At 58.5% G+C, this 12,478-nt stretch carries 6 protein-coding genes and 1 pseudogene; 4 read left to right on the top strand and 3 right to left on the bottom strand.

Annotated elements, in window-relative coordinates:
• Positions 1–103: 103 nt before the first annotated feature.
• From QMK52_RS21030 to QMK52_RS21020, 3 genes are all read left to right on the top strand, one after another.
• Positions 104–973, top strand: coding sequence for an isocitrate lyase/PEP mutase family protein (locus QMK52_RS21030; protein ID WP_005788420.1), 870 nt, complete (start codon positions 104–106; stop codon positions 971–973).
• An 83-nt stretch (positions 974–1,056) separates the two neighbouring features.
• Positions 1,057–1,437: a RidA family protein gene (locus QMK52_RS21025; RefSeq protein ID WP_005788423.1), complete on the top strand. Its 381-nt coding sequence runs from the start codon at positions 1,057–1,059 to the stop codon at positions 1,435–1,437.
• A 206-nt stretch (positions 1,438–1,643) separates the two neighbouring features.
• On the top strand, positions 1,644–3,623 hold the full coding sequence (locus tag QMK52_RS21020) for a peptidase U32 family protein (protein ID WP_194438298.1): 1,980 nt from the start codon (positions 1,644–1,646) through the stop codon (positions 3,621–3,623).
• Here QMK52_RS21020 and QMK52_RS21015 read toward each other — a convergent pair.
• Positions 3,601–4,503: a DMT family transporter gene (locus QMK52_RS21015; RefSeq protein WP_005788426.1), complete on the bottom strand. Its 903-nt coding sequence runs from the start codon at positions 4,501–4,503 to the stop codon at positions 3,601–3,603. The two genes, QMK52_RS21020 and QMK52_RS21015, sit on opposite strands and share 23 nt — an antisense overlap.
• 108 nt (positions 4,504–4,611) lie before the next feature.
• Here QMK52_RS21015 and QMK52_RS21010 point away from each other — a divergent pair, with 108 nt between their 5' ends.
• Positions 4,612–5,052, top strand: coding sequence for an Lrp/AsnC family transcriptional regulator (locus QMK52_RS21010; RefSeq protein ID WP_005788428.1), 441 nt, complete (start codon positions 4,612–4,614; stop codon positions 5,050–5,052).
• A 319-nt stretch (positions 5,053–5,371) separates the two neighbouring features.
• On the opposite strand, the pseudogene QMK52_RS21005 reads toward QMK52_RS21010, so the two are convergent.
• Together QMK52_RS21005 and QMK52_RS21000 are read right to left on the bottom strand one after the other, a co-directional pair.
• Positions 5,372–6,547, bottom strand: a pseudogene (locus QMK52_RS21005) (pyridoxal phosphate-dependent aminotransferase); the annotation flags it as partial.
• A 211-nt stretch (positions 6,548–6,758) separates the two neighbouring features.
• Positions 6,759–12,368 (bottom strand): SET domain-containing protein-lysine N-methyltransferase, encoded by a 5,610-nt coding sequence (locus QMK52_RS21000; RefSeq protein WP_320403351.1) that lies wholly within the window; start codon positions 12,366–12,368, stop codon positions 6,759–6,761.
• Positions 12,369–12,478 lie beyond the last annotated feature (110 nt).

Genomic DNA, 12,478 nt, shown 5'->3' with positions numbered 1-12,478 from the left:
CCCGCTCAAACGTCATAATCCCCTGCCCGTCTGCGTGGTAATCTCCCGGCACCACGAATAGACATTGATCGTCACTTGACGATGACCAAAGCCAGGAAAGAACATGCCCAAGATTTCTCACTCAGCGCTACGCCGTAACTTCCGTGACCTGCTGGCAACGCCTATCTGCGTTGAAACCGCCTCCGTATTCGACCCCATGTCTGCCCGCATCGCGGCCGACCTGGGTTTTGAAGTCGGGATCCTGGGAGGTTCAGTCGCCTCCCTGCAGGTGCTGGCGGCCCCCGATTTCGCGTTGATTACCCTGAGTGAGTTTGTTGAGCAAGCCACCCGCATTGGCCGTGTCGCCCAGTTGCCCTTCATTGCCGACGCCGACCACGGCTACGGTAATGCGCTGAACGTGATGCGTACCGTCGAGGAACTGGAACGCGCCGGTGTTGCCGCGCTGACCATTGAAGATACCCTGCTGCCGGCGCAGTTCGGGCGCAAGTCCACCGATTTGATCTCGGTAGAAGAAGGCATCGGCAAGGTCAAGGCAGCCATTGAGGCGCGCGTCGACCCCGCATTGTCGATCATTGCCCGCACCAACGCCGGCGTGTTGCCCACCGCCGATGTTATCGCCCGCACCAAAGCCTACGAAAAGGCCGGCGCCGATGGTATCTGCATGGTTGGCGTCAAAGACTTCGAGCACCTGGAGCAAATCGCCGAGAACCTCAGCGTGCCGTTGATGCTGGTGACCTACGGCAACCCGCAACTGCATGACAGCGAGCGCCTGGCCAGCCTGGGCGTGCGCATCGTCGTAGCCGGGCATGGCGCCTACTTCGCCGCGATCAAGGCCACCTACGACAGCCTGCGTGCGCAACGCCAGCTTACCCATAGCACGTCCAATCTCAGCGCCACGGAACTGACCCACACCTACACGTTGCCGGAGAGCTATGTGGCGTGGGCTGAAGAGTTCATGGATGTGAAGGAGTAATTTTCAGACAACCCGCTGATTTGCCCCAAGCGTTTTTTTCGCGGACCATGGCGCCTTTCTGTTCCTGCCAACACGAGGTGCCCATGGCCAACCACGACCTGTCCTATACCCCCGACCCGGACGCCGACTCCATCTCATCTGACGTGATCGGTTTCAACGGTATTCTGGTCTCGACCCAAATCCCGACCCACTCCGACGGCAGCCTGGAGCTGGGCGACATCACCCTGCAAAGCGAATGCACCCTGCAAGCGCTCAAAGTCGCGCTGGAAAAAGCCGGCAGTTCCATGGACCGGGTGATGCACCTGACCATCTACCTCACCGATATGGCCGACCGCGCTGCGTTCAATGAAGTCTACAAGCGCTTTTTTGCCAAGCCATGGCCGGTGCGGGCTGCGGTGGGTGTTGCTGCATTGGCGGTGGACGGAATGCGTGTTGAAGTAACAGCGATGGCTGCCAAAGCCTGATATCTCAGCGCGCTATGAACAATGTGGGAGGGGGCTTGCTCCCGATAGCGGTGGGTCAGAACAGTTTTAATTACTGACACACCCTCATCGGGAGCAAGCCCCCTCCCACACAAGCCCTGGGCCCGACAGCCCTGCGGTAGATGCCGGCCGGGCATTTCACGGCTACAATGCGCGCCTCGACCGTGACAAGCCTGACTAAAAAAACTATGTCCTTGCCCAAGCATCACCTTGAATTGCTCAGCCCTGCCCGCGATGTCGCCATTGCGCGCGAGGCCATTCTGCATGGCGCCGACGCCATCTACATAGGCGGCCCAAGCTTCGGCGCCCGTCACAACGCCTGTAACGAGGTGAGCGATATCGCGCAGCTGGTGGAATTCGCCCGTCGATACCACGCCCGCGTCTTCACCACCATCAACACCATTTTGCATGACAACGAGCTGGAGCCAGCGCGCAAGCTGATCCACCAGCTGTATGACGCAGGTGTAGACGCGTTGATCGTGCAGGATCTGGGCGTGATGGAGCTGGATATTCCGCCCATCGAGCTACACGCCAGCACCCAGACCGACATCCGCACCCTGGGCCGGGCAAAGTTTCTTGACCAGGCCGGTTTCTCGCAGTTGGTATTGGCCCGTGAGCTGAACCTGCAGGAAATCCGCGCAATCGCCGACGAAACCGATGCCGCCATCGAATTCTTTATCCACGGCGCCCTGTGCGTGGCGTTCTCCGGGCAGTGCAATATTTCCCATGCGCAGAATGGCCGCAGTGCCAACCGTGGCGATTGCTCCCAGGCCTGCCGTCTGCCGTACACCTTGAAAGATGACCAGGGCCGCGTCGTGGCCTTTGAAAAGCACCTGCTGTCGATGAAAGACAACAACCAGAGCGCCAACCTGCGCGCGCTGGTCGAAGCGGGTGTGCGTTCGTTCAAGATCGAAGGCCGCTACAAGGACATGGGCTATGTGAAGAACATCACCGCCTACTACCGCCAGCGCCTTGACGAAATCCTCGAAGACCGCCCGGACCTGGCCCGCGCCTCCAGCGGGCGTACCGCGCATTTTTTCCTGCCGGACCCGGAGAAGACCTTCCACCGTGGCAGCACCGACTATTTCGTCACCGATCGCAAGATCGACATCGGCGCGTTCGATACTCCGACGTTTACCGGCCTGCCGGTGGGTGTGGTGGAAAAAGCCGGCAAGCGTGACTTGCAGGTAGTCACCCATGAGCCGCTGTCCAACGGCGATGGCCTGAATGTGCTGGTCAAGCGTGAAGTGGTGGGCTTTCGCGCCAATATCGCCGAGCCCAAGGGCGAGTTCGAGGAAGACGGCGAGAAGCGCTATCGCTACCGCGTCGAGCCGAATGAAATGCCGGCCGGCCTGCATCAGTTGCGCCCCAACCATCCTTTGAACCGTAACCTGGACCATAACTGGCAACAGGCACTGCTCAAGACGTCCGCCGAACGCCGTATCGGCCTGGCGTGGGTTGCACGCCTGCGTGAAGAGCAGTTGCACCTCACCGCCACCAGCGAAGAAGGCATCAGCGCCAGTGTCACCCTGCCCGGCCCGTTTGGTGTAGCCAACAAGCCGGAACAGGCACTGGACACTCTGCGCGATCTGCTCGGCCAACTCGGCACCACCGAGTACCACGCCACCCGCATCGACCTGGACGCGCCGCAGGCGTTCTTCATCCCCAACTCGCAGCTCAAGGCGTTGCGCCGTGAAGTGATCGAAGCCCTGACCGCCGCCCGCATCCAGGCGCACCCTCGGGGTGGACGCAAGGCCGAGACCACCCCGCCGCCGGTGTATCCGGATGCGCACCTGTCGTTCCTGGCCAACGTCTATAACCAGAAGGCTCGCGACTTCTACCACCGTCACGGCGTGAAGCTGATCGATGCGGCCTTCGAAGCCCACGAAGAAACCGGCGAAGTGCCAGTGATGATCACCAAGCATTGCCTGCGTTTCTCGTTCAACCTGTGCCCTAAACAGGCCAAGGGTGTGACCGGGGTAAAGACCAAGGTGGCGCCGATGCAATTGATCCACGGTGACGAAGTGCTGACCCTGAAGTTCGATTGCAAGCCGTGCGAGATGCATGTGGTAGGCAAAATCAAGGGGCATATCCTCGGGTTGCCGCAGCCGGGCAGTGCTGTAGAGCATTTCAACCCGGAAAACCTTATCTATCAGGGCACGCACTGAGCTGACGGGCGCGGGGCCACCACCAGCCCCGCTGCAACCCGGCAGCGGCCAGCAGAATCGCCGCCACACCCAGCCATTGCAGCCACCCCAGGCGATGCCCGAACGCGATCCAGTCCACCAGGATCGCCGCAATCGGGTAGATGAACGACAACGCGCCGGTCATCGCCGTGGGCAGCTTCTGAATAGCCCCGTACAGCAACACATACATCAAACCGGTATGCACCACGCCCAATGTCGCCAGTGCCGTCCAGGCAGTGGTCGACACGGGCAAGCTGTGCCAGGGCACCAGCGGCGCCAGCAGCACTGCGCCGGTGGTCACCTGGATCAACGCCATCAAATGCGGCGGTACGTCCTTCAGGCGTTTGATGATCAGCGCCGCCACCGCGTACAAAAATGCCGCGCCCAAGGCCAAGGCAATGCCAGCAAGATAATTCCCGCCACCCGATTGCTCACCATGGGCGGTCACGATCGCCAACATGCCCAGGAACGCCACACTCAGCCACGCCATTTTTTGCACGGTGATCTTCTCACCGAGAAACACCGCCGCCAGCATCACCAGTATGAACGGCTGCACGTTGTACACCGCCGTGCTGATCGAGATGGACGCACGGGAATAGGACTCGAACAGCAACAGCCAGTTACCGACGATAGCCACGCCGCTGAGCACTGCCAGCCCGAGCTTGGCCCAGTTGAGTAACGCCAGGCGCAAATACCCCAGCAACGCGCACACCAGCAGCAGTGTCAGCGCGCCAATCACGCAGCGCCAGAACACCACCTCAAGCACCGACACGCCCGATACCAGCACAAACCAGCCAATGGTGCCGGAGATCAGCATGGCGGCGATCATTTCCCAGGTTCCGCGACGGATTGATGTATCCATGACTGAGGCTCCTCAAGTGAGGCTCAATTATGGCAATCTGCTCGACACGGCTACAGCGACTAAAAAAGGCAAAACCCAGGATTCACCTTTTCTTATTAGGCAAACCTCATGATCGACACTATCGACCAGCAATTGATCGCCGCCTTGATGGACGACTCGCGCCTGTCCCTCAAGACCCTGGCGGGCATCATCGGTCTGTCTTCGCCGAGCGTCAGCGAACGTCTGCGTCGCCTGGAAGAGCGCGGCGTGCTGACCCACTACACCGTCGACATCGACCCCAAGCACTTCGGCTACCTGCTGCAAGCCATCGTGCGCATCCGCCCCCTGCCCGGCAAATTGCAGGAAGTGGAACGCCAGATCCAGGCGATCCCCGAGTTCACCGAATGCGACAAGGTCACGGGTGACGACTGCTTTATCGCCCGCCTGCATGTACGCACCATGGAGCACCTCGACACGCTGCTGGACCGGCTGAATACCTATGCCGAGACCAACACCGCTATCGTCAAGAAAACCCCGGTGAAACGGCGTTTGCCGCCGTTGGCTGACTAACAGGGCTGCGTAGCCTGTGGGAGGGGGCTTGCTCCCGATGGCGGCCTCGGGGCCGACCAGGATGCTGGGTCAGACCGAGTACATATCCCCCAAATCCCTGTCGAATTCCGGCCAGCGTGGTTTGACGGGGCGCCTGAGATCAAAAGCAGATCAAGATCAAGAGCGGCTCGCTACGCATCGTGGTTACCGTCGGCTGCTACCAATTTGGGTAGACACCTATGGCCATCGGGGCAAGTCGAATCGTCGCATTGCCCCTCCCACATTTGAAACGAGACAAGGCCAAAAGTTGGGCAAGTACTCACGCCCAGTGCACGGCCCGCTCACTGGCAAGCTGTTCAACAAACAGCACAATCCGCCGACAGGCTTGCGCCAGACGCTCCTCGCCCAAGGTAAAGGAAAGCCGAACGAAGCCCTGGGCCGGCTCGCCGAAGGCTGCCGCGTCCAGCACCGACACACCAGCTTCACGAAACAGGCGCCAGGCGAAATCCAGGGACCCCAGGCCCGTATCGCGCACATCCACCAACACAAACATGCCCGCTTGCGGCGCCTGCACGCGGATGCCCGGGCAGGCGCTCAAGGCAGTCACCACCAGGTCGCGTCGGCGTCGGTAAGTCTCACGCATGCCTTGCGTGACTTCGTCATGGGCCAACACCGCAGCTGTCGCCGCCTCCATCACGAAGCCGGGTAAGCCGTACATCATGCTCAACAGCAGGGTTTCAGCGTGCTGCACCATTTGCGCTGGGGCGATGAGCCAGCCGATACGCCAGCCGGTCATGGCATGGGACTTGGACAAGCTGCCAATCACGATGCAGCGCTGCGCCATGCCCGGCAACGCCGCGAGGCTGTGGTATTGACCGTCGAACACCAGGCTTTCGTAGACCTCATCCACTACCACCCACAGGTCGTGTGCGATCGCCAAGTCCGCAATGGCTCGCAGCTCTTGCCGGTTGAGCACCACGCCAGTGGGGTTGTTCGGATTGGAAAAGAATATCGCCCGGGTACGCGGCGTGATCGCGGCGGCGAGCAATGGTGGATCCAGTCGAAAGCCGGACTGCGCACTGCAGGGCACCCGCACCAGAGTGGCGCCGCTGGCCTTGAGCGTGGCTTCGTAGGTAACGTACATCGGGTCGAGCACCAGCACTTCGTCGCCGGCCTGCAACAGGCATAGCGAGCTGATGAACAGCGCGTTCTGCGCACCGGGCACGATGATGACGTTGTCAGCCGCCAACGGGCGGGCCAGGGTCTGGCTGTAACGGGTCGCGATCGCCTCGCGCAAGGCCGGGCGCCCGGCGATCTCGGTGTAGTGGGAATCTCCCGCGTGCAAGGCATTGACGGCGGCGTCAGTGATAAAGGCCGGCGTGGCGAAATCCGGGTCGCCGACGCTAAGGATGATGACGTCTTCGCCCTGGCTGGCAGCGTCGAACGCAGCGTGGTGGATGTCCCAGGCGGCGACGCCCTGCCCTGCAATTCGCTCAACGAAGGGAGAAAACCTCATGCCAGAGCCTCTGGTTCAAGATGAAAATGCGCAAATCCGTTGCTGTGCGAACGGGGAGAATGGGGTCAACATAGTGCAAACGAAACCGTCGTTCAACGGATAACTTGGGCCCTGCGCCTCACCATGCCTACCTGGAAAAAACCTGGAGCGCGCCGTCGATAAAACCTATGGGAAGGAGCTTGCTCGCTCCAACAGATTTGACCGGTTTGACTTAGTGATCAGGGTCCGGCTTGATCGCTATATCAGGCACCGTTTTATAGTACGGTCCATAGTCCAGCAGTAATTCCTCGCCTTTCTTGATGTCCTTCAGCGCCACGTAGAACGTCAGGTTTTTTCCGACGGCGATGGAGATGACATTGTTCGACTTCCAGGCCGGCAAACTGCCCAATTGCGAAGTATTGATCTTGCTCAGGGTATTGCCCGTGTGCAGCGCACTCACCGAGCGACTTCCCGACCGGGTCCCGAACAAGTACGTCAGTACCGCCCGCGAACCTTGCTTGCGTTGCTCCTGAAACAGCGATGCCTCAGAGGCATGATATTTGCCCGCGTACGGGCCAAGCACTTCAAACTTGGGAATATCGCGTCGCGCCCACACCGACGCACCTCGATCTGGCCCACCATCGTCGAGTGCTGTGACTACCTCCAAGGTTTCATCAAACCGGGACTGGTGCTGACGTTCGGTTTCCAGCCACTCTTTGATCTCGGCCTTTATCTTGGCTTTGACCCTCTTGTGCGTTGCGTTATCAAGCCCGTCAAGCAGACCATTCCAGTTGGCAATGCGGATGTCGTCGAAAGAACCCTCGATTGCTTTGGTCAAGCTGAGTGTGGGGTCCGCCGGGTCCTGCAGGATAGGCAGTGTATTGTCGATCTGGTGACGAGGTAATGGCGGCGAAGCAATGGGCTCAACCTTGATCACGACGGGCCGGTCTACAGGAGATGGGTCTGGGGTCTCTAAGCCTTGTGGCGCCTCGGGGCGCTGAGTCAGATCCGCAACCTTCGGTTGCGGTGAGTCCAAATGGTCCGGTGCAGGTCGTTTTAGTAGTGATCGATTCACAAGCGCTTCGCCGGCAGTCTTCAGGCTGCCATCAGCCCGTGCATATTTTCTGAACGTTTCCACATTAAGGTTATGGAGACCGGCAAAACCTTCGATGGTCATGGCTTCACGCGCTTGCGCGGTCATATTGATCCACGTTTGGAGATGCGTGTCGACCACGTGATCAAACGGTGTGTTGATCGGACGGTCGCGCACAATTATTCCGGCAGGACTCAGTTGGCCGCCAGGCTGCACGTAGTATTCAAAGGTTCTACGGGATATGTGTTTCTGTAGGGTAAAGCCTCTATGGGTAACGCTTTGCTGTTGCGCAGTCGACAACGCCTCCCACTCGCGCAAATGTTCGGCCGTAATCACTTTCATGGGCGCATTCGGCGTATGGGTTCTTGGGACCAGTGCGGCGCGCTCAAGACGCTCCGAGGCATTTTTTTTCAAGGAGCCATCAGGATTAACCCAGTCTCTCCAGGTGGCTGAATGGACCCCGTTATCTGTTATGAACTGCGCTTGCGTGACCGAGTTATCCGGGTTCTCGAAATGTGCTTTCCACTGACGGAGATGGTTATCGGTAATCGTATTAGGGATGACACCCGCCGTTCTGCCCAGCAACTCTATGCCAGCTTGACTCAGGGTACCATCTCGCCGCACGTAACTTTTGAACGTATTCGGATTGATATGGTAAAGCTCGGAAAAACCGTCGAGGGTCAAAGCGTCACGCTCCGGTTGTGCCAAGTTTTGCCAGGCACTGAGATGGGTTTCAGTCACCCTATGGAAGGGCGTGTTGGGCGCGCGGTCGCGTATTGCCACGCCGATAGCGGTCAGTTGACCATTGGGTTGCACGTAGCGCTCAAAAACTCTTGGGTGGATGTTTTTCTGCCGTGCAAAGTCCTCACGGGTAAGGCTTTGCTGTTGCAGCGCCTGCAACCCATCCCACTCGCGTAGATGCTCAGCCGTGACCACTCTTGCGGGAGCGCTCGGCGTAGGGGTTATTGAACCCAGTGCGGAGCGCTCGAGACGCGTCGAGGCGTTGTTTTTCAAGGAACCATCAACATTAACCCACACCCTCCAAAGAGCTGAATTGAGTCCGTTATCTGTTATGAACTGCGCTTGCGTGACCGGGTTATCCGGGTTCTCGACATGCGCTTTCCATTGGCGAAGATGGTCATCGGTAATCTGGTTAGGGCCAACACCGGACGCCCTGCCCTGCAAATCCATGCCGATTGAACTCAAGGTACCGTTTTGCCGCACATGATTTTTGAACGTATTCGGATTGACATGATAAAGCTCGGAAAACCCGACAAGGGTCAAAGCGTCACGCTCCGGTTGTGTCAAGTTTTGCCAAGCACTGAGATGGGTTTCAGTCACCCTATGGAAGGGCGTGTTGGGCGCACGGTCGCGCACTGCCAGGCCGGTATCGGTCAGTTGACCATTGGGCTGCACATAGCGCTCAAAAACTCTCGGGGGGATGTTTTTTTGCCGGGCAAAGACCTCAGGGGTAAGGCTTTGCTGTTGCTCGTAGGGCAGCGCCTGCCACGCTCGCAAATGATCAGCCATGGGAGTGGAGACCTGGACTGCGCCGGCCTGTCGTGCCTGCTCCAAACGCTGCGCGCCCGCCTGCGTCAACGAACCATCCGCGTTAACGAGCCTCGCCCAGCTACGTGGGTTGAGCCCGTGCTGGCTAACAAACTGCGCTGACGTCAATGAGTTTTCCACCTTCCTGAAAGTCTCATCCCACTGACGTAAATGATCATCGCTGATCTGGTTACTTCTGGTGGGATCGGACGCCTGGACCAGCGCATCCCCCTTGCTCGTCAGGGTGCCATTCTGACGCACATACGACCTGATCGTCGTCGGTCGAAGATTATGAAGGCCGATAAATCCGTCCAAGGTCATTTCGTCACGCGCCGCTTGTGTCATATTTTGCCAAGCACGCAGATGCGTTTCGGTCACCTTATTGGGCAAGGTACTGGCGGGGCGATCACGCACGATCACGCCGCTATCGCTCAACTGACCGTCAGGCTTCACAAAGAACTCAAAGGTTTTCTGTGGAAGCTTATTCTGTTTGGCAAAGCCCTTGCGCGTGACGCTTTCCTGTTGCTCTGGTGACAACGCCTCCCAGGCCTTCAAGTCCTCAGCAGTGATCTGCCCACCACCGGGCGCCCCCAGGCGTTGCCATTCGTCACCTTGTACATGCTGGACCAGCAACTCGGTTTGCCGGTTATTGTGATAAACCCGCGCCTGCACAACACCGTCGTCCGTGCGCGAAACCTGGCGGACCTCATACACCGCTGTATCACCGTTGCTGTCGGTATGGCGTATATGCGAAATGTGCCCATCAGCCGCCACATACACCCCCTGACTGTTACGTGACAGCCCCACGATTTTGCTGTCTGGCACTTTGAAGTGCTCGAACAGCTCATGGCTCAATTCACTCAGCCCATCGATATGCGCCGTGTCCACCTCACCCGCGACAGCCTGGGTCGCGACCCTGAACTCTTCGAGCGGGCTGCCATAAGGTCGCATCGTGTCGGCGTCAAATGAATACCACTTGCCGCCTTTGAGCACGGCGGCGCCCTCCACCGCCTGTTCGGCCACCTTCACCACGCCTGTCGCCGCTGCGTCATACTGCTTGCTGATCGCCTTCAATACGTCGTAACTGCCGGTGGCACCTCTGAGTTTATTGACGGTTTTGGACAGTACATACAAGCCACCGCTGCCCACCAACCTGGCCAAATCACCCAAACCACCCACCGGATTGAGCAGGTCAATCGTGGCGACGCCGATGACTTTGGCAGCCTTTAGCGCCTTGGCACCGCTGGAGAGAACAGCGCTGCCGATCTTGAGCAGTTTTCCAGCCGTGGTGGCCCCTGCAGTAACAAAGCCGAAGATGTCCAGCATGAGATCAAATGCTGCCTCGCCATATTTGCCATTCTGAATATTGACGATGGCCGATCTGAAGGGGATCAGGTTCAACAAAAAATCGTTCAACGGTTTGGGGCTGTAATACTCGTCTATGGGAGTCTGCCCGCGTGCCTGTTCTTTTATTGCAGGGTCATCGAGATCAAGGTGTTGGACAAAGGCGTCGGCAATCGAACGGGATCGAGCGCTGGTGAAACTATTCACAAGTGAGTCACTCAATGGGCGTTCACGACCCAGACCATCTGCGTTATGACGGGGCGTGAACGCTTTGGTCGTAGAAACATTTTTGCCTGCCTTGGACTCCTGAACCTGCGCTGCGTACACGCTCGCCCTTTCAATCGAACCTTTATTGAAGTCGATGACGTAGGCTTTTGTCGTGCCATGCAGTTCAGTTTTGACCAACAGTCCAGGTTTATTTTGACCCTGCGTATTATTGAAATGACCATCCATGACGTATGAGCCTTCTTGGAAAAAGCTGATTTTTCCAAACTCGAAGTTCTTCCTATCCGCAGATGGGAGCTGCGAGATCATGTGCCTGACGGTTGTATTGACGGCAGCCTTTTTTTCCTGGATAGCGCGTGTGAACTGCTGTTCGAAAGCCTCCCTGACACCGAACGTGAGGTTACTGTTCACCGCCTCTATGGGAATGCGGGGGTCACTCGATTTAAGTGGTCTCGGATTCGGCAAGTCCATCTTGGCGTAGTCCAAGAGTGAATGAGTGCCGCTTATCCCGTTTTGCCCGTGCTTCACGCCAGACGCATCAGTGCTGAGTGCTTTGACTTCAAACAGCGCGCCCAAGTCTCCAAACCGCTCCTGCAACTTGATCTGTGCGATTTCTGTTCGCGTCGATATTGCCTTGTCCAGTATTTTTGAAGCAGACATCCGCTCATCAAGCTGTTGGTTGAACTCGGTCCTGACGGTTTCAAGTTGTGCAGCGGTGTAGGTGTCAGCGTTTCTTTTGGGGATGATTTCATTCGCAACGCCCCAATCGAATAACGCGGCAGTCTGGGCATGCTGAGTGGCCACAGGGTCAACCCGTCGGGCGTTTTCAGCCTCGCTCATGACCTGCGCAAACGTCATGCCGGGGACTTTGCCCGGGGTGTGCGCCTCAATCGTCATCGCAGCCATCGTCAGGCTGGCCCACGCCTGACTGCCGACCTTTACCGTCGGGGGAATGTCTTTGATCAGAAACTGCGGTACCGCCTTGGCCAGCAACAGGTACGCACCAACACTCGCCAGTGCAGCGCTGGTTTTGCCGGTACTGCTCAAATGTTCGGCCAAGCCGGCCACGACCTTGGAGGCGTGGTGCCCCCCACGTGTGTCACTGCCCAGGTCGAAACCGGCAACGCTGTTGCGATCGGGCGCAGTGATCGACTCAGGGTCCATCTGCAGGGCGATAGCGGCCAGCAGGTAATCGCTTGCGCTGCTTTCGCTGTCAACGCCTTGCATGGTTTGCTGTAGCGCTTTGCCCATCCGCTGCCCTTGCGGGGAGTTGACCAGTGCCTGGAGTATTTTAGCCGGGTCGTCGCCCGCCTCTGCCGGCAGCGGCTGCCGATACCGCAGAAACTCCAGCACCCCGCCCTGGGTTTGCATCACCAGCGGCTGATCGCCCAAATGGTGAGCGTGGTTCATGGTGATAAGTCGCAAACGCCGTTTTTCGCCTGAGTCCAACGTAATCGGCCACGATAACGCGCCGCCCAGAGGGCGTATTGCGGCGCTGCCCGTGTCGGTCGCGGCGCGGTCAATGGGCGCCTCACGCGGCAAAACATCGACGTCAGGAAGCACAGATGATGAGGCGCCGGGCGTAAACAGCGGCAGTGAGGAATGCGTAAGAGCTGGGGATATACCCGTCATATCAGGTACCTGTGCAGAGCTGTGTAGTCATCCGATTGAACACGCGCTCAGCGCCATCGGTATGTATGGGTGGTCAACCTTGGTGAATGCATTCCAGCCCGTGTGTTAGC

This window comes from Pseudomonas sp. P9_2, from assembly GCF_034008255.1.
In the GTDB taxonomy this organism is placed as follows: Bacteria; Pseudomonadota; Gammaproteobacteria; order Pseudomonadales; family Pseudomonadaceae; genus Aquipseudomonas; species Aquipseudomonas synxantha_A.
This window is presented reverse-complemented; position numbering and strand designations above follow the sequence as displayed.